This is a genomic window from Corynebacterium riegelii (assembly GCF_016728505.1).
GTDB lineage: Bacteria > Actinomycetota > Actinomycetes > Mycobacteriales > Mycobacteriaceae > Corynebacterium > Corynebacterium riegelii.
In genome coordinates this window covers 1,776,391-1,795,296 of record NZ_CP068159.1, presented here as the reverse complement: position 1 = coordinate 1,795,296, position 18,906 = coordinate 1,776,391, and the positions used below count along the sequence as shown (strand labels likewise).

The window sequence follows — 18,906 nt, the reverse complement described above, 5'->3', positions numbered from 1 at the left end:
TTAGTTCATTGCGTTCTGGAAGAACTCCACGGAACGCGCACGGTCCTCCGACAGCACGTCCAAGTCAGCGTTCATCAGCGCAATGTCTTTGAGCGCCGGCGCGTCGCCCGGGGTGCCAGCAGACTCGATCACCGGCAGGTAGTTCTGCTCAACGGCAATCTTCTGGCCCTTTTCGGAGAGGATGAAGTTGATGTAGCGCTCCGCGGCTGCCTGGTTGGCGGAGTCCTTGAACACCGCGATCGGCTCGGTGATGTACGGCGAGCCCTCGGTTGCGTAGATCTCCTTGATTGGAGAGCCCTTGGCAGCCAAGTCGCGCACCAAGTAGTCCACCACAATGCCTACCGGGTGGCCACCGCCAGCGATCTCCTGGGACGTCGGCCCGTTGGACGCCGCAATCATCGGGTTGTTTGCTCCCAGGTCGGTCACCCACGCCTCGCCCAGCTTGTCATTGTTCATCCACACCGTTGCGTTGTACGCCGCAGCGCCAGAGACCGCCGGGTCCGGCAGGACGATCTTGTCCATGTACTTCGAATCAGTCAGATCAGCCCACGACGTCGGTGCGTCCGCCTGATCAATGACGTCCGTGTTGTAGGCAATCACGGTTGGGATCAGGCGGGTGCCCACGTAGAAGCCTTCCGCGTCCACGACTTCATCGAGCACATTGCTCGTGTCCACGTCGTTGAATTTAACCAGAAGATCTTCCGCCTTAAAGCCTTCGAATGCCGGCGCGTCCGCTGCCCAGATCAGGTCTGCTTCCACCTTGCCGGAGGTGCGCTCTGCCTCAATACGGGCGTTGAGATCACCGGTACCCGCGCGGTAGACCTGCACCTCAATGTCCGGGTTTTCCTCAGTGAACGCACGGTTGATCTCATCAACCTTGTCCTCCGGCTCGGAGGTGTAGACCGTCAGCACGGTCTTCTCACCGGTGGCGGTGGTTTCGGCTGCGGTCGGGCTTTCGCTTGTCGACGGCTCCGCGCAGCCCACCAACGTCAACGCCGCAACACCAAGCGCGGCAGTAATGGAAGCGGAAGTGCGTACGAGGTGCATGCGGTCTCCTAATGAATGCTGTGACGGTTTCTAACAGACGGTTTGTAGCCGCGATAACCCTAGCACTGCAACGCCACACGCGCGCGGCAAAGCAAAACTCCCGAACCGGTGAACCGATTCGGGAGTTTCATGTTGTACCCCGTACGGGATTTGAACCCGTGTTACCGCCGTGAGAGGGCGACGTCCTAGGCCGCTAGACGAACGGGGCGTAAGGACACAGAATATGAAATTCTGTTGCTGGCCTACCTGGACTCGAACCAAGAATGACGGTACCAGAAACCGTTGTGTTGCCAATTACACCATAGGCCATCGTTCTTCATCACACTCTAGCGTTTCGCTTCTGCATTACGCTTTAGCTCTTCGCTGTTGCGTTCTGAACAACGTTGAACACTATAACCATAGGCTTGCATAGAGACCAAATCGCCAGGTTAAAGCCGGTTTATTTGAGTTACAAGCGTGTGGTTATCCGCGCTATCTTTCTTGACCTGTTCTAGGCCTGTTCCGCAGCTACATACGGCGCAGCCGCACGTGCCGCACGCAGGCGGGTCAGCGTGGATTCGCGCCCCAAAAGCTCCATGGACTCAAACAGCGGCGGGGACACAGCCTCACCGGAGACACCAACGCGCAGGGCACCGAAGGCCACGCGAGGCTTCAAGCCCAGATCTTCAATGAGCGCCTTATTCAGCGCTGCTTCGATGTTGGCAGTGGTCCACTCCCCTTCACCAATGGCCTCAAGTGCCGCAATACCTGCCTCAAGCGGCTCGACAGCCGTGTCCTTGAGGTTCTTCTTCGCAGCCTTCTCATCCAGCACCAGGTCCTCATCTGCGGTGACAAGGAACTTCAGCAGCCCGTACGCATCCGAGAGCACCTTGATGCGCGTCTGCACCAGGTCTGCGGCGATGGCGAACTTGTCTGCCGGGTAGTCAGCCGGGAAATCGGTGTACTCCGTCAGGTACGCGCGCAGGCGATCGCGGAAGTCATCCGGCTGCAGCAGGCGAATGTGGTCTGCGTTGATTGCCTCAAGCTTCTTCTGATCAAAGCGGGCTGGGTTGCCCAGTACGTCGGCAACGTCGAAGGCGTTGACAAACTCGTCGACAGTAAAGATGTCCTGATCTGCGGACAGGGACCACCCCAGCAGTGCGAGGTAGTTGATCATGCCCTCTGGGATGATGCCGTTGTCACGGTGGTTGAACAGGTTGGACTCCGGGTCACGCTTGGACAGCTTCTTGTTGCCCTGCCCCATCACGAACGGCAGGTGGCCGAACTCCGGAGTGAAGTCCGTAATCCCGATGCGCTTGAGCGCCTCGTAGAGGGCAAGCTGGCGCGGCGTGGAGGACAACAGATCCTCACCGCGCAACACGTGGGTAATCCCCATCAGCGCATCATCCACCGGGTTGACCAGGGTGTACAGTGGCGCGCCGTTGGAACGCGCAACCACGTAGTCAGGCTGGGTTTCAGACTTGAAGGTGACCTCGCCGCGAACAAGGTCGTTCCATGTCCAGTCCTGATCCGGCATGCGCAGGCGCCAGACCGGCTTGCGGCCTTCAGCCTCATAAGCGTCGATCTGCTCCTGGGTGAGATCACGGTCAAAGTTGTCGTAGCCCAACTGCGGGTCGCGTCCTGCAGCCCTGTGGCGCTCCTGGACCTCCTCGTTGGTGGAGTACGCCGGGTAGACCTCGCCTGCCTCGATGAGTTTGTCCAGCACGTCCTTGTAAATCTCCCCGCGCTGGGACTGGCGATACGGCTCGTGTGGCCCACCGGTAATCACGCCTTCGTCCCAGGTCAGGCCAAGCCACTCAAGGGAGTCAATGATGGCCTGGTAGGAATCCTCAGAGTCACGCGCCGCATCAGTGTCCTCAATACGGAACACGAACGTGCCGCCGTGGTGGCGTGCTTGCGCCCAGTTGAACAGTGCGGTGCGGACCATACCCACGTGTGGGGTGCCGGTTGGAGACGGGCAGAAACGAACGCGCATGGATGATTCAGTCATGTGGGCAATCGTAGCGCGCGAAAGGGGCCGCCCCGTAAGCACACTCTGGCTTAGCGGACGGCCCCTTTGCTACACCCCTTTAATACGTCGGTTGTTTTGCACCCCTACTTGGAGTGGCGGGAAAGGAATGCCCACATCTCATCAGCGGCGGATGGGTCGTACCACCAGTAGTGGTTGGAGCCGTGTACCTTGATCACCTCAACGCCCTTCATGCAGGCACGGGCGGATACGCGGGTGGCATTGTGGCCTACTGGGCGCGAGTCAATGCCGCCGATGCATCGATTGCGGCGCTCGTAGGAGGCGAAGAGCTCCGGCACTGGCATCACGCGCTGGCCGCGACGGATCGTGCCGTAGTACGGCGTAAGGCCGTCGGCGGTGCCATGGATAGCCATAAACGCAACCGGCAGGTTCTGGCAGCCCTGGTTTACCGGCGCGTAAAACGCACCAGAAACAGCAGCTACACCAGCAAACAGATCGGCCATGTGGCATGCAGATACCGCTGCCATGCCGCCGCCGGTGGACATACCGGTGGCGTAGATGCGACGGCGGTCAATGTTGTAGTACCGCTGCACGTCATCAATCATGGCGCGCACAAACGCAATGTCCTGGCCCGGGCGTGTTGATGCCGTCGGCGAGCCCTCCCACGACGCACCGATGGCGCGCGGGTAGACAATGATGGCGTCGCGGCCCACGGAAGATTCGCGCAGACGCGAGTAGTTGCGGAAGTTCTCAGTGGAGTCTTCGAATGCGGAGTAGCCAACCATCACCGGAGTGGGATTTGCCGGGTTGTAGCCGTGCGGCACCCAGATGAGGTAGCTGCGGCCAGCAACCTGAATCTCGCCGTTTTGGCCATTGCCTACCGGCGCTGGCGCCTGCTGGTTCCACGGCCCAATCTGCAATGGCGGCAACGGCGCAGGTGCGGGAGCGCCCGGAAGGGAGGAACCAGCTGGCAGCGCGTCGTTTGCCATTTGTACGAACTTGTTCCACTCCGCGTTCGCCTGATTCACAGCGGCATTAATGCCCGCATTGACTTGCGACGACAAGTCCTGCGCCCCCGCCGCCTGCGGCACATGCAGCCCTACTGCCAGCATCAATGCGGCACCCGTAGCAGCAACAGCGCGCTGGATACGTCCCTTCACTTGATCCCCTTATTCACTTCAGTCACATTAGTATCACAGCAAACAGTAGACCTCTTACCAGTTACAGACAAGCGGAAGGTACGCTCAACGTTTGTGTCTTTAACCAGCAGCGCCTTACAGCGCCCCTCAACCGCCCCCGACTTCCTGCTGTCCCGGCCAACCGGGTCAGTGCGAACCCAGGGCGCTGCTGCTGTGTTTTCCACCATTGATGAGGCAATTACTGCGCTCACCAGCGGACAAGCCGAGATGGTGGTTGGCGCTTTACCGTTTGAGCGCGCCTGTCCTGCCGCACTGACCGTGCCGCAGCGCATCATCCGCGAGGAGGGCGTGCTGCACCCGCACCCCTTCTACACCACTGGTGCAGGCTCCCACCTGAATGCCGCGCTTATCGGGGTAGATCCCGCGCCGAACGAACATTTACGACGCATCGAGGCCGCCGTCTCCACCATCCGCCGCTCATCCCTGGACAAGGTGGTCCTTGCCCGCGCGGTGGACATTGCGTTTAACCCGCCGGTAGATCCGCGCCTAGTGGCAGCTCGACTGATTGAGCTTTCCGCGACTGGCGACGGCTTCATCGCAGACCTTAGCCCCGCGGGCAAACAGGGCCACTTCCTTGTCGGTTCTTCCCCAGAGGTGCTGGTCCGCCGCCAAGGACACCACGTGACGTCATACCCGTTGGCAGGCTCCGCAGCGCGTATCCCCAACGACCCGGCAGCCGACGCTGAGGCGGGGCGCCGTTTGGCAGCGTCAGCCAAAGACCTTGATGAGCACGCATACGTGGTCGAGCACATCCGTGAGATCCTTGCCCCGCTGTGTACGCAGCTAAACATTCCAGATCGCCCAAGGTTGGAAAAAACCAACGAGATGTGGCACTTGGCTACCCCCATCGAGGGCCAGCTGCGTGAACCCGCTCCGAACGCGCTGGAGCTTGCGCGAATGCTCTACCCCACTCCAGCGGTATGTGGCACACCGCAAAACGCAGCCGAAGCACTCATCACCACCGCTGAATCGGAACGCGGCTTCTACGCCGGCGCAGTCGGCTACACCGAGGCAAACGGCAACGGTGAGTACATGGTGGCCATCCGCTGCGCCGAAGTTGCTGGAGATGGTAAAACCGCCCGCGCTTGGGCGGGCGGCGGACTTGTCGCGGACTCAGACCCTCAGGCTGAGCTTGATGAAACGACGGCCAAGCTGCGCACCATCATGCGCGCGCTCGGCCTTGATACCGAGGCCTAGCTAAGGCCACCAAAGGTACTAGGCGCGCTCAATCGGGTTACGCAGCGTACCAATACCCGGGATCTCCACCTCAATCACATCACCCGGGACCATCTCTGCGGTACCTGCAGGCGAACCGGTAGCCATCACGTCTCCCGGCAGCATGGTGAAGGATTGGGTGACCCACTCCACCATCTCACCGATGTTCATAATCATCTGGTTCGAGTTGGAGTCTTGCTTGGTCTCCGTCTTGCCGTCATGCGTCAGGTGCGCCTTGATTGGCAGGTTGGTGAAGTCGAACTTATCCAGGTCCGTCTCAATCCAGGGGCCCAACGGACCAAAGGTATCGATACCCTTGGCACGAGCCCACTGGCCGTCCGCAAACTGCAGGTCACGTGAGGAAACGTCATTAATAATGGTCACGCCACGGACAACCGACTTCCAGTCGCTCGCCTTGACGTTTTTGCATGGCACACCAAACACGATCGCCAGCTCACCCTCGAATTCAACGCGGGTGGCAAACTCCGGAATCTTGATCGGCGCATCTGGGCCAACCACGGCGGTCGACGGCTTAATAAAGATGGTCGGCGGCAGATGCTCCGCAGACTCCTTAAACACCTCCGCAACGTGGTCGGCGTAGTTACGGCCCACCGCCACGATCTTGCTTGGCAGAGTTGGCGCCAAAAGGCGAACGTCCTCCAACGCATATTCCTTACCGGTGTACTCCGGCTCTGTAAACGGGGTGCCAGCAATAGCCTTCGCCGTGGTCGCATCCGCATCAATCACAGCAAACGTCATGCCTTCAGGGGTTGCAATTCGTCCAAAACGCATGTGACCGAGCATACATCGCACCAAAAACGTGGCGTAATCGGTCCGCCCCTAGTGATTCCCTAGGATGCGGTAAGTGCTAGGTAGAGCTCCGCGCACGCAATCGCATCCGTCAACGCATTGTGATTGCCGTACGTAGGCAGGTTGTATCGCTCCCGCACGCGGGCTAGTCGCAGATCCTCTCCACGCGGATAGGTGCCCATGCGCTCCATATGTCGGCGCTCCATCGTCATCGTGTCCACCACGTCACGCTCAGCAAACACGAAACGCTGCCCGCGGACCTCCCTGTACAGCTTGGAGATGAACCCAGTTTCCATTTGGGCGAAATGGGCGATCATTTTGTGGCCCTCAAAGGCACGATCAAACGCATCCAACACCACGTCGTGGCTTTGACCATGCTGTGCCACGTCATCATCCGTAACCCCATGCAGTGTGGCCGAATCCCCAATACGCACGCCAGACAACACGAAGTACTGCGCGCCTGAGAGGTCAATGACCCTGTCATTGACCGGCACCCAACCAATAGACACCAACTCATGCTTGTCAGGCTTTAACCCGGTGGTTTCGACGTCGACGGCGAGAAACGTGCCGTCGACAAGCAATCTGCTCTGCTTGCGCAAAAACCCAAACACCCTACACCGCCCGGGTTGGATACTTGTTGGCCAGCGCATTCTGCAGGGACTTGATCACGCCGAAGGCATCACGAAGCGCAGCACGATCCCGTGTAGGCAACTGCTTCGGATCGATCCGATAATTCGGCGGCTGGCCCGCACGAACTTGGGCTGCTTGGTGCTGTATCGCAAGATTTGAAAGATACTCGTACGCCCCAAGGAGATCCTCAGCACCGCGGGCGGACACGGAGTCCCCCGCCGCCCCACGAAGACGCGCAGGAGTTTCCACCTCATCTACCCCCGCCGTCATGGCATACAGGCGTGCCATCTGCACAACCGCAGCGGTACCGCCTCGCTTGATGTCCAAGGTATCGGCGTACTCGCCGGAACGCTCCACCACCAGGCCTCGGAAGAATCCAATCGGCGGCTCACGGAACGTAGCAAGCGCGGCCAAGTGCGTATGCAGGCGCCGTGAACCCTGCGCGGACACGCTTGCGTTCTTCCGAACGTTCAGCGCCATCTCCTCCCAGCCCTCGCCGGAACCCGCAATTGGGCGGAAGTCAAAAAACACCTGCGCGTGCAGCAGCGCATTCGGGTCCGGGGCCGTAACCCAGCCGTGGAACGTGCGGTTCCACTCGGTCTGTGTCATCCGCCAATCAGGATTAGACGCCATCATGTCACCTGGGCACAAGGCCTGGCCCGCGTTGCCCAGGCCCTGGCAAATGAACTCAGCTAGCTTGGCAAAGTACTCTCCGTGCGCGGATTCGTCATAACTATCGGACAGGACGAACGCGTTGTCTTGGTCCGAGGCTGGCCCCATCTCACCACGCGCCTGCGACCCAACCGCAACAAATGCCACCGGCACCGGCGGCTCACCGAGCTTTTCCACGCCAAGCGCGAACAGGCGACGCGCAACCGCATCCGCAATCGAGGTGAGCAGGCGCTGCGTCTGGGCAGCAGAGGCACCGCGGTCAAAAAAGCGCACCGCAACAGCTGCCGCACGCTGGTAGGCACCCGCGAGCTCCTCAAGGCTGGAGCGCTCCACATCCGCCGCCATAAACATTGGATCCGTCTGCAGCAACCGCATGATGTCACCAGCAGTGAGCACACCGACGATACCCGTGCGGTTCTCAATAGGCAGGTGGTTAATACCCAGCTCACTAAACACCAGCATCGCTTCAAAGACCAGGGCATCTTCCTGAATGCTGCGCACCGGCGATGTCATCACCGTAGCAACCGGCTGGTTGGTGTCCACCTGCTTGGCCACCACCCGCGAACGCAAGTCCCGGTCGGTGAGAATGCCCGGTGTTTCCCCAGCCGGATCAATGACAACGCAGCTGACTTTCGCCGCGTCCATCGCCTGGGCGGCCTCTGCGATGCTGGCGGTGGACACCAAGCTGACCAGCTCACGCTCACTAGCCACCGCACGCACCGGTGCGCGCAGCACATCCGCCGCGCCGTTGTCTTTGACCTCATCTGCTGCTGCACGCACGCGCCGTGATGCTGACTGGAAGAAGCGCTCCAAGTCCGGGTGGTCTGCCAGCAGTTGTGCAAACGTCTCGCGCGGCAGCAAAAGCAGCACGCTATCTTCCACCGCCTGCATGAGGTACTGCGACTCCGGTTCACCCACCAGCGTGGAATAACCAAAGTTCAGGCCCGCTTCACGGCGGTCCAGCAGCATATTGTCTTCACCCACAACATCAATCGCGCCAGAGCGGATGATGTAGAGCGTGTCATTGACATCGCCGGGTGCGAACACGGTCTCCCCGCGGCGAACATAGGTGATCCCCATCGTGGCCGGCAACGCACGCAGGGTTTCTTCCGGCAGGTGGGAAAACGGTTCACTTACAGCGAGGAACCGGTAGACCTCATCTAATTCGACGGACATGGCCCAACACTAGCGTGTGGCTGACAACCCCCGAAGCGTTTTGGAGCTACTGGTAGCTGACAAACCACGGACGCGGGTTCACATCCGCGTAGGTCTGCTCCGGGCTAAACGTCGGCGTGTCCTCATCAATGAAGTTCTTCCACGCCATGAAGAAGTTCGGGTCCAGGCCTTCACGCAGCACGTTCCATGTGTCAAACTTCTGCCCTGGCACACCGTGCCCGTCCGCGTGCAGCACCCACGCCAGCTCCGGCTGGCGGGTGACAATGTTTTCACGGTCCGGATACATTGCCAGCTGGAATTGGTGCAGGATCAGCATCTTCTGCGGCAGGTTGTTCTCTCTCACGAGTGCCGCAAGCCAATCCGCTACCTCATTGATCTCAGCTGAGGTGGCACTGCCAATCCGGCTCAGTGGCTGCTCGCCCGGATTCAGCTTCCATTCCGCATCCAGCGCCAACCCCACGTTCGGGCGCTTCAGCAAGTCTTCATAGAGCTTTGCCTGCTCAAGGAAGCTTGCCTGTCCCGGCTGGAGGTCCAACACCGCGTAGCCGCCGGCATCCAAGATCGCGTCCACGTACGGCACCAAGTGATCGATCGGAGTTTCGTTTGAGTAGTTACCGTCATCCCCCGGCCCTCCGGAAGCAACCGTGGCAATGACCTCAAATGCAGGGATCACCGGTGCCTCTTCAAAAGGTTGGTACCAGGAGGCGTACTCCTTGGCCAGCTCGGCTGCCGCGTGCGCGTCCTGCTCCCCCATCACACCCAAGTCTGGTCCATAGGGGTGGCCGTAGAGCGCAATCATGCGTCGGCCCGGAAACACCAATCCACCACCGCCGGGCAGCTCACCGTTGGCCGCAAGTTCAGCGCGGGCACGCAGGTTCTCGTCTGAGCCCCACTGTCTGCCCAGTGCGAGCACATCACCGGAGGTCACGGCACTGATGCTTGTCGACGTCACCCTCGGATCCGCAACCTCCAACACCTGGACATCCGCGCCTGCTGCGCGCGCCGTTGCGGCAGCCGCACGCGAAGTTTCCCAGGTGGCGAACACGGTTGGCATGACAAGGTCAAGCGGTTGCTGTGGTTCCAGCGCGGCAATCGCCGCAACGTCGCCTTGCGGCTGGCCTTCGGCGTTAGGGTACGTGGATTCATCGCCCGTGGTGGAGGTGTCCTTATCCCCCGTGGTGGAGGTGCCCTCAGGCACCTCCACCACGTTGTCTGCACCAAGGCGTGCGATCTCCGCCTCGATTGCTTCCTCGGTTCCCGGGTGGCGTACTAACAGCGGTGCGCCAAGGTCCACCGCGAGTGCGGCGCCACGCATCTGGTGTTCTCGATCAGGGCCGACAACAACGACTGAGTCGGAGGTTTCAAAAAACTTCGTACTCGCATCAATGCCTGTGCCGTTGGCATCTGGGATCACCTCGTGGCCATCCATAGCCAGTTTCGGCGTTTTATCTGCGGAAACGTTATCGCCGCCTGAGGCGCCATCGTTTCCGTTGGCGGTACACCCTGTGAGGATGAGGCTGGCGGAAAGGGCGGCGGCAATGCTCAGGCGGCGAAAATGCATGCCTCGAATCTAGCGCAGTGCGGCGACGATGCGGTCACCCACCTCGCTGGTACGAATCTGTGCGCCGTCACGAGACGCCACTTCCTGCTCGACGGCGGCTTCGATGCGTGCGGCATTTTCTTCGTCGCCAAGGAAGCGCAGCATCATGGCAACTGACAGGATCATCGCAGCCGGGTCTGCAATGCCCTGGCCAGCGATGTCTGGTGCCGAGCCGTGCACCGGCTCGAACATGGATGGGAACTCCTTCGCCGCGTTGATGTTGCCGGAGCATGCCTGGCCAACGCCACCGGTGACGGCACCAGCCAGGTCCGTCAGGATGTCGCCGAAGAGGTTGTCGGTGACAATCACGTCATAGCGCTGCGGGTCCTGCACCATGTAGATAGTTGCGGCGTCGATGTGGTTGTAGTCCACCTCTACCTCGGGGAACTCCTGGGCCAGCTCATCAACCACGCGCTGCCACAGGCCACCAGCGTTAACCAGCACGTTGGTCTTGTGGACCAGGGTGAGCTTCTTGCGGCGGGTCATGGCCAGCTCAAAGGCGTAGCGCACCACGCGCTCTGCGCCGTAGTACGTGTTCTGAGACACCTCAGAGGCCACCTCATGCACCGTGCCCTTGCGCAGCGTGCCGCCGTTGCCGGCGTAGAGGCCCTCGGTGCCCTCGCGCACCACCACGAAGTCAATGTCGCCCGGGTTAGCCAGCGGGCTGACTGCCGTGGGGTACAACCGCGACGGACGCAAGTTCACGTAGTGGTCCAGCTGGAAACGCAGCGGCAGCAACAGGCCGCGCTCCAACACGCCCGCAGGCACGCGCTCTGGGTCACCGACCGCGCCCAAAAGAATCGCGTCGTGCTCCTTCAGGCTGGCCAGGTCCTGGTCCGTCAGCACCTCGCCGTTTTTCAGGTAGCGGCGCGCGCCAAGGTCATACTCGGTCGTCTCCACGTCATCGCGTACGGTGTTGAGGACTTTGAGGCCCTCAGCCATGACCTCGGTGCCAATGCCATCGCCGGCAATAACTGCAATTTTCATAGAGTAAGACGCCTTTCCAACTATGTGAGATACTCCCCTTGACACTAGCAACCCCGCGGGCATTTATCGGCAGAACGCCTCCAAAGCTTTCGGGCTACCGCCGGCAACGATGGTGGCGTTGGGGGTAAGCAGCGTGGCGTCGACAAGCGGGACGAAGCCCGTATCCCCTTGCCTAACCGCAATGAGCTGCACACCATGCTCCCGCCACACCTTCGCTACATCAACCGGCGCACCCACCAGCCACTGCGGCGGCGCAAGGCTAATGACCCCAAAATCTGGGGCAATTTCAGCGAACTCACTCATTCGACCGCCAAGCAGATGCGCCACCCTCCGTCCCGTATCCCGCTCCGGATGAATCACATGCAGCACACCCAACTGCGACAGGATCCGGCCGTGCGCCTCAGAATCCGCCTTCGCCCAAATATCGGGCACACCGGCCTCTACCAGGTTCGAAGCAGTCAAAATAGACGCCTCCAAATGCGAACCAATGGCCAGAACCACATGTTTGTGCTCCTCAACGCCAATCTGCGCAAGCGCCTGCGGGTCGGCACAGTCTGCAATCACCGCATCAGTCAAAAACTGCGCCTGCTCACGCACCACCTTCGGATCAATATCCACACCCAAGACCTGAACACCATTGCTGGTCAACTCCCGGGCAAGCGAAATACCGAAACGTCCAAGCCCGATAACCATCACCGGCGCAATATCAATGCCCTGGTTGGCACGCGACGAAAAAGCAAAATGTTTAACCAATGAAGGGCCTTTCTTCTGGATAACTGAAACGACGATGCGCACCAGACAACGCCAGTGCGGTAACCAAGGTCACCGGGCCAATGCGGCCCAAGTACATGATGAAGCAGAGCACGATTTGCGACGGCACCGACAACGCCCCAGTAATTCCCGTAGACAATCCCACCGTGGCAAACGCCGACATCACCTCGAAGACCACCTGATCAGCACTAAATTGCGGGTCGAATACACGCAGCACACCCACCCCGAGAGTGACCACACTCGCGCCAGCAAACGTCAACGCAAGCGCCTGGCGGCTTACAGACGAAGGCAGCGAACGCTTCCCCACACTGGTTTCCTCCCAGCCACGAAACTCCGACGCCATCGCCGCAAACAGCACGCATGCAGTGGTGACCTTGATGCCACCTGCCGTACCGGCAGAGCCGCCGCCAATAAACATCAACACATCCGTGCCCATTAGGGTGATCGGCTGCGCATCCGCGTAATCGATCGCGTTAAAGCCCGCTGTTCGCGGCGACGCGCCCGCAAAAAACGCGTTGAGCAGCTTCTGCCCCAACGGCATCCCGGCAAGTACGCCGTTCCACTCGCATAGTGCGAAGAAGAGGGCGCCGATGGTCAGTAACGTTGCCGTCGCAAAGAATGTGAACTTCGCGGTCAGTGACCACACCTGCGTGCGCCAAGCACCGTGCCGCAACCAGGAAGCAGCCTCCGACCACACCGGATACCCAAGACCACCGCCGATGAACGCCACGGCAAGTGGCAGAAGTACCCAGGCATCCGCAGCAAACGGAACCGCGTTATCGCTTTGCGTACTGAAACCAGCGTTGTTAAAGGCGGACACTGCGTGGAACACCCCCTCCCACGCGGCCCGTAGCGGCGTATGCCCGTAGCCAAGCCAAAACCGCAGCCACAGGATAAATGCCACAACTCCCTCGGCGATGAGGGTAAACGCCAACGTAAACACGAGGCTGCGGCGAATACCACCCGCGGAAATCGGCCGACCCTCAGCGGCTCCGCGACCACGTGCACGCAGGCTAATCCTACCGGTAATCACCATCCCCGACAGCGACGCCACAGACATGATGCCTAGCCCACCCAACTGGATAAGTATAAGGATGACCACCTGGCCAAACGGTGTCCAATAGGTCGCAGTGTCTTCCACAACCAAACCAGTAAGCGACACCGCAGAGGTAGCCGTAAACACCGCAGGCATTAGCGGCGTCCATGTCTGCCCATGCGCAGCAAACGGCAGCATCAAAGCCACCGTCCCAGCGAGGATAAGCAGGATAAACCCAGTTGCGGTCAAGCGCGCTGGACCCCAGAACCCAACCACCGGCGAAGGTTTCACGGCCTACCATCCTAGACCTCTGTGTGACCACAGGAAACCGTTGTTGGCGTTAGGGGTACAGCGCCCACTACCCCCGTTTAGCCAAGATCAACTTGCAGGGAGGTCGCGTTGATGGATTCAGCGATCTGCGCCTCAAGCTCTGCCGGCACTTCCTTCTCCACACGCAGGATCAGCATTGCGCCGCTGCCCTTCGTGGTCTGCGTCAGCGCTGCAGCCTCAATGTTGATGTCTGCGTCACCCAGCTTGGAGCCAACCTTGCCCAGCGCACCCGGCACGTCCGTGTAACGGAAGAACAGGTTGCGGCCCTCTGCGCGCATATCCACGCCACGGCCATTGATGCGGACAATCTTCTCCACACCATCCAGGCCAGTCAGCGCACCGGTGATCGTTGCACTATCACCGTTAGACGCCACAACCTGCACCTCAAGCGCGCTGCGGTGCGCACGAGCCTCAGTCTCAGTTGCAGCAGAGTAGGTCAGGCCGCGAGCCTCCGCGATCGACGGAGCGTTCACAAACGTCACTGTCTCAGAAACGATGCCACTGAACAGGCCGCGGACAGCAGACAGTGCGAGCGTGTCTACGTCCTCAGTCGACAGCTCACCGCGGGCAGTGACCTTGAGCGCCACCGGGGCTTCATCAAGCAGCTTGCCTGCCAACAGGCCAAGCTTGCGTGCAAGCTCCAGCCAGCGGGCAACTTCTTCGCCGACCCTGCCGCCGGTGACGTTCACAGCGTCTGCAACAAACTCGCCTGCCAGTGCCTTAAGCACCGAATCAGCAACATCCGTGCCAGCACGGTCCTGCGCCTCAACGGTGGAAGCACCCAGGTGTGGAGTGACTACAACCTGGTCCAGCTCAAACAGCGGAGAATCCGTGCACGGCTCGGAAGCGTAGACGTCAAAGCCTGCACCGCGGATGCGGCCTGCGCGGATAGCGTCAGCCAGCGCCTGCTCATCCACCAAGCCACCGCGGGCAGCGTTGATAATGATCTGGCCTTCCTTCGCCTTGCCCAGAAGCTCGGCGTCAAACATGCCCGCCGTTTCCTTGGTCTTGGGCAGGTGGATGGTGACAAAGTCAGCGCGGCCCATCAGCTCTTCAAGCTCCACCAGCTCCACGCCAAGCTGTGCTGCGCGGGCCGGGTTAGCGTAGGGATCGTAGGCAATGATGGTGGTCTCAAACGCAGCAAGGCGCTGCGCAAACAGCTGACCGATGTGGCCGAAGCCGACGATGCCGACGGTCTTGCCGTAGATCTCCACACCGTTGAAGGAGGAGCGCTTCCACTGACCGTCACGCAAGGTGGCGTCTGCCGCCGGGATCTGGCGAGCGGTGGACAAAAGCAGCGCGATCGCGTGCTCACACGCGGAGTGGATGTTGGAGGTCGGTGCGTTGGCCACCATCACACCGCGCTCGGTTGCCGCGGGGATATCAACGTTGTCCAGGCCCACACCTGCGCGGCCGATGATCTTCAGCTTCGGGGCGGCCTCAATAACCTCCGCGTCAACGGTGGTTGCGGAACGCACCAAAAGTGCGTCAGCTTCAGGAACTGCGGCAAGCAGCTCAGCTCGGTTCGGGCCATCAACCCAGCGCACCTCCACCTGATCGCCGAGAGCCTCGACAGTAGACGGGGCGAGCTTGTCCGCAATAAGCACAACGGGTTTTGCCACGGGGAAATCTCCTACTGAGTGGAATCGAATATTTCCCTGCATACCTTAGTGCTGCAAGCGTGACATGTCAGCATTTTTGGATAAATAAAATTCTTCCGCCTGCATAATCTTCGTTGAAAGCTGGCGTTCATCACCAAACTGTGCCCCCAACGCCACCAATGGCGCTTGCGACAGTCCTGCCATGGCAAACAGCGCCTGCTCCGAATTGCGCGGGTCAGGATCATCAACCATGGTCACCTCCGCACCAAAACTGCGCGCATTCGCAATAGACGCAATGGAGCTTTCTGCCGTAGCAACAACGACCGGCGCCATTTGTGCGTCCCTACGCGACAAGATCGGAAACGGCCTCGCCTCCGCCTGCGGCATCACTATTGGATCTGCCCACGCCGCGCGCAGCCACACCGGGTCCTGCGGGTCAATGCTAGCTACGGCCACCGCCGCGTCTTCAGGACGCTCCACTTCACGCTGCGCAAATCGCAGCGCCGTCATCGTGCCAAGCGCATCCATGCCGCCCGGGTCGCGATAGACCCGCACCCGCCCAGAGGTTTGCGCCAGCGCCACATCCCCCACCGTCAACACCGTGTAGGTGCGAAGGCGTTCCACCTCTTGGGCAATCTCCTGATGGCGTTCCGGGTCATACACAATCATCGGCGCGTGCGCGACAATCGCAATCGAAGCCGCCCGCAGCTGCGCCTCAACGGTTGCGTCACTCACCACCAGGGTTTCAGAGCTAGTGAAGAAGTATTGGAGACTGCTCATCCCCTTCACATCATCAAGCACCACAGGGTGCTCATCAAAACGCTCAGCCACGTGGCGCGATTCATTGACCGCTTTTGCGCGCGCAAACGGATCCGCGGGCAAGGAATTGCTGCAGCCGCTGAGCAACCATGCCGACGCTAATACCGGTACCAATGCAGCAGCGACAATGCGTCTGACCCTGGTCCTACTCCCCATGATCAGTTGCGACGGCCTCCTGCGTGATATCACGAATCACCGGCTTATCCATGGCGTATTCGATCATGCCCACAAAACGGCTGCGACGATCCGCTTCAAACGCCTCCCAGTTCGACGCAAGCAGATACTGCGGGCACATCTCGTGGCCATCGATTACTGCGTCAAACTCAGCATCATCAAGCAGGGACTTTGACTGCAGACGCGGCAAGTAACGGCGCGGCTCATTGTTCTCTATCACCACGTCCGTGCGCCGGCCCATAGGTGTGCGGTTGAGCACACTTTCCGACGCCTGCACGTCCACCCCCATCCGCTGCAAATACACCGGTGGGAACACGGTGTGGAAGCGCGGACGCAACTCGGCCACCGTCTCCTCATCAAAGGCCTTGCCAGTGCGCCAATCACGAGCGCCTCGTGCCATCAGCAGCGCAAACAGGCCTCGGTACACGCCGCTATCCTCATTAGCGCTCAGCAAGCGGGACTCACGGAACTCCGCATCGGCAACGGTGCGCGGCTCCACCTCCGTCTCCCCTAGCACCCACGGGGTAACTTCCTGAACATCCAAGCCCGCGCGGATTGTCGGCGCGTGCGCACCGTAAAGCTCGCCGAAGACGCCGGACCAGAACCAGCGGTTGAGCCGATCCCGAGCCTGCTCTCCTTCCAACACACCCGGATGCTCCGCAAGGCGCGCCAGAATTGTTGCCAGCGGCACCAGCTGTGAGGCATACGGCACCTGGTCACTGCCCAGGATGCAACGCTGCGTCAAAAACGCCGCCGCCTTCACAAAGGCCGCCGTCATCTCATCTACGTGCGCCAGGTAATCCTGCAACGAAATAGTCAAAATATCGCCGCGGTGCCCGGTGGCGTGACCATTGCGGCTGGTAATCAAAAGCGCTAGTGCCCGGAAAAATTCGATGCGTCCAATCTCGTCCAGTGCCGGGTGCTCGCGCAGTGTTCGTTCGACCTTGGCCCAGTGATCAGCCAAAACAAAACTGGGATCCTCGTTTGCAAACATTGCCGTCAATAACTCAAAGACGTCCATCTGCACGCCCGCCGAGTTCGCATGGGCAAAGATTTGGCCCACACCCACCCGTGACGTGGAACGGTCCACGCGGATCACCGGCACGTCATACGCCGGCAGCCAACGCAACACCTCATTTTGGAACAGCTTGACCGGCTCGCGCAGCTCCTCATTGGCAGCCATGTCCACCAACAGGTCATTGGCCTGCTTCCACATCAACAGCGACACCGGGATAACTCCATGGCGCAGCATATCCTCGCGGCTTGTAATCCCGCCTTCAATCTCAGGGCCGAAGTGCGAGCGCACACGCCCCTCCGTATCAACCGCGAAGACAGCCTCAACAGGCATTGGGTCAGAAGCGACAGCCGCGCGAACGTCCACAAAGAAGCGACGCTGGATCGACTCTCCCCGGTAATCCACTGTCGGGATGACACCTTCACGCTTAAACGCGTGGTAGAGGGAAGTCAGCCTCTGCTGCCCGTCTAAAAGCAAAAGCCCCGGTTCAACGCTGCCGACATCAAGCCCGGCAAGCGGGCGCGGCTTAAAGCGCACCGGCGAATTGCGCGTGTCAAGTGCCAAGAACGATCCAATTGGATAGCCACGAAGCACGGAGGTAATCAGCGTGCGAATCCGGTCAACATCCCAGATATAATCACGCTGGAAATCCGGCAGCTGCAACTCCCCGCGCTCAGCGCGTGCGAACAGGTCAATAAGTGAGTAACTCGGCGTGGTAAAGCCCATGTCTTCTGACTTTAGATCAGTTTCAGCAAATGCTCTCATGATCAGCATGCTCGGGGCGCTCAAGCTGGATTGTGGAGTGCTCAATTCCCAGCTCTGCCAGCGCCGCCTGCGCAGCGTCGAGGGCGTGGCCGGCATCAGCACCGTCATCAAGAACCAGGTGTGCCGTAGCAATAACCGACGCCCCATCCAGCGACCACAAGTGGATGTCGTGCGTTGCAATCACGCCCGGGATGGCCAACAGTGCAGGCTCAACCGCCGCCTCATCAAAACCGTCCGGCACCTGCTCCAACAGGACACGAGCCGACTGCATGAGCAACTGCACCGCACGCGGCAACACCATCGCCGCAATAATCAACGACGCAATTACGTCCGCCGCCATAAAGCCCGTAAAACGAATAACAAGGCTGGCCACAATCACCGCCACCGAGCCGAGCATGTCCACCAACACGTGCAGCAACGCGCCTTCAACGTTGATGGAATCCCCGCGGTGCCGCGACAAGATCCACGCCGAAATCGCATTCGCCAGCAAACCGATAATGGCAATGATCAGCATGGTGCCAGATTCCACTTCCGACGCCACGCGGAAGCGCTTAACCGCCTCAACCACAATGAACACCGAAATCATGATCACTGTTGCGGCGTTCACCAGTGCGGCGAGCACCTCTGCGCGGCGGTAGCCATACGTCGCGCGCCGTGATGCCGCCCTTTTGCCCGCAATCACGGCGATGACGGCAATGATAAGGCCCGCAGCGTCTGAAAGCATGTGCATCGCATCCGCGATCAAGGCCACCGAGCCGGAGACAATGCCGCCGATCAGCTCCGCAAAAAACACCGTCGACGTGATGGTAAGCGCCGCGATGAGTGCGCGCAGTGGGGTGCTTTTATGGTCGTGATCGTGACTGTGTGCGTGACTGTGGCCGTGTGCGTGACTGTGACTGTGTGCGTGACTGTGGCTCATACGACACAGCCTATCCCCACCCCCGGCTTATTGACAATCTATTGAAAATGGCTCCCAGTATTTATTCAGGACGCTGACCAGTAAAAACCGCCGGAAACTCATTTGTGCTGCAGACTGAGACCGCTCATGGTAAGCGCTTTTTGATACCGTGGGCGGATGCTGGCTAGCTGG

Annotated in this window: 15 protein-coding genes and 2 tRNA genes; 1 reads left to right on the top strand and 16 read right to left on the bottom strand. The window is 60.2% G+C overall.

What is annotated here, in order from left to right:
* The 5 genes from I6I71_RS08480 to I6I71_RS08460 all read right to left on the bottom strand — a co-directional run bounded on the left by I6I71_RS08480 (position 1) and on the right by I6I71_RS08460 (position 4,176).
* Positions 1-1,047 carry an ABC transporter substrate-binding protein gene (locus I6I71_RS08480; RefSeq protein WP_201820370.1) on the bottom strand — a complete coding sequence of 349 codons (1,047 nt, stop codon included), beginning with the start codon at positions 1,045-1,047 and terminating at the stop codon, positions 1-3.
* A gap of 135 nt (positions 1,048-1,182) precedes the next feature.
* A tRNA-Glu gene (locus I6I71_RS08475) sits at positions 1,183-1,255 on the bottom strand.
* Positions 1,256-1,284: 29 nt separating this feature from the next.
* Positions 1,285-1,356 (bottom strand) — tRNA-Gln (locus tag I6I71_RS08470).
* Between the two features lie 181 nt (positions 1,357-1,537).
* Positions 1,538-3,037: a glutamate--tRNA ligase gene (gene gltX / locus I6I71_RS08465; protein ID WP_201820367.1), complete on the bottom strand. Its 1,500-nt coding sequence runs from the start codon at positions 3,035-3,037 to the stop codon at positions 1,538-1,540.
* Between the two features lie 104 nt (positions 3,038-3,141).
* Positions 3,142-4,176: a CE1 family esterase gene (locus I6I71_RS08460; protein ID WP_201820364.1), complete on the bottom strand. Its 1,035-nt coding sequence runs from the start codon at positions 4,174-4,176 to the stop codon at positions 3,142-3,144.
* 93 nt (positions 4,177-4,269) lie between these two features.
* On the opposite strand from I6I71_RS08460, the gene I6I71_RS08455 reads away from it, so the two are divergent.
* On the top strand, positions 4,270-5,412 hold the full coding sequence (locus I6I71_RS08455; protein WP_236587288.1) for an isochorismate synthase: 1,143 nt from the start codon (positions 4,270-4,272) through the stop codon (positions 5,410-5,412).
* 18 nt (positions 5,413-5,430) lie between these two features.
* Here the strand turns inward: I6I71_RS08455 and I6I71_RS08450 are convergent, their stop codons facing one another.
* The 11 genes from I6I71_RS08450 to I6I71_RS08400 all read right to left on the bottom strand — a co-directional run bounded on the left by I6I71_RS08450 (position 5,431) and on the right by I6I71_RS08400 (position 18,735).
* Entirely contained in the window at positions 5,431-6,222 is a 792-nt protein-coding gene (locus I6I71_RS08450; RefSeq protein WP_083279058.1) for a fumarylacetoacetate hydrolase family protein, read from the bottom strand.
* Positions 6,223-6,281: 59 nt separating this feature from the next.
* Entirely contained in the window at positions 6,282-6,839 is a 558-nt protein-coding gene (locus I6I71_RS08445) for an exonuclease domain-containing protein (RefSeq protein ID WP_236587287.1), read from the bottom strand.
* A 13-nt stretch (positions 6,840-6,852) separates the two neighbouring features.
* Positions 6,853-8,718, bottom strand: a complete 1,866-nt coding sequence (locus I6I71_RS08440) for a DUF294 nucleotidyltransferase-like domain-containing protein (RefSeq protein ID WP_201820352.1) — start codon at positions 8,716-8,718, stop codon at positions 6,853-6,855.
* 46 nt (positions 8,719-8,764) lie between these two features.
* The gene (locus tag I6I71_RS08435; RefSeq protein WP_201820350.1) at positions 8,765-10,279 is read right to left on the bottom strand and encodes a cell wall-binding repeat-containing protein; all 1,515 of its coding nucleotides are present in this window, start codon (positions 10,277-10,279) and stop codon (positions 8,765-8,767) included.
* 9 nt (positions 10,280-10,288) lie between these two features.
* The gene (locus I6I71_RS08430; protein ID WP_201820348.1) at positions 10,289-11,305 is read right to left on the bottom strand and encodes a 3-isopropylmalate dehydrogenase; all 1,017 of its coding nucleotides are present in this window, start codon (positions 11,303-11,305) and stop codon (positions 10,289-10,291) included.
* A gap of 63 nt (positions 11,306-11,368) precedes the next feature.
* Entirely contained in the window at positions 11,369-12,058 is a 690-nt protein-coding gene (locus tag I6I71_RS08425) for a potassium channel family protein (RefSeq protein ID WP_330910970.1), read from the bottom strand.
* On the bottom strand, positions 12,051-13,403 hold the full coding sequence (locus I6I71_RS08420; protein ID WP_232305779.1) for a TrkH family potassium uptake protein: 1,353 nt from the start codon (positions 13,401-13,403) through the stop codon (positions 12,051-12,053). The genes I6I71_RS08425 and I6I71_RS08420 overlap by 8 nt, the downstream gene beginning before the upstream one ends.
* A gap of 77 nt (positions 13,404-13,480) precedes the next feature.
* A complete protein-coding gene (gene serA, locus I6I71_RS08415) occupies positions 13,481-15,064 on the bottom strand; it encodes a phosphoglycerate dehydrogenase (RefSeq protein WP_236587286.1) in 1,584 nt (527 codons plus the stop codon).
* A gap of 45 nt (positions 15,065-15,109) precedes the next feature.
* A complete protein-coding gene (locus I6I71_RS08410; protein WP_236587285.1) occupies positions 15,110-15,874 on the bottom strand; it encodes a hypothetical protein in 765 nt (254 codons plus the stop codon).
* A 133-nt stretch (positions 15,875-16,007) separates the two neighbouring features.
* Positions 16,008-17,816 carry a GmrSD restriction endonuclease domain-containing protein gene (locus I6I71_RS08405; RefSeq protein WP_330910969.1) on the bottom strand — a complete coding sequence of 603 codons (1,809 nt, stop codon included), beginning with the start codon at positions 17,814-17,816 and terminating at the stop codon, positions 16,008-16,010.
* Positions 17,800-18,735 (bottom strand): cation diffusion facilitator family transporter, encoded by a 936-nt coding sequence (locus I6I71_RS08400; RefSeq protein ID WP_201820342.1) that lies wholly within the window; start codon positions 18,733-18,735, stop codon positions 17,800-17,802. Before I6I71_RS08400 ends, I6I71_RS08405 begins: the two co-directional genes overlap by 17 nt.
* Positions 18,736-18,906: the final 171 nt, after the last annotated feature.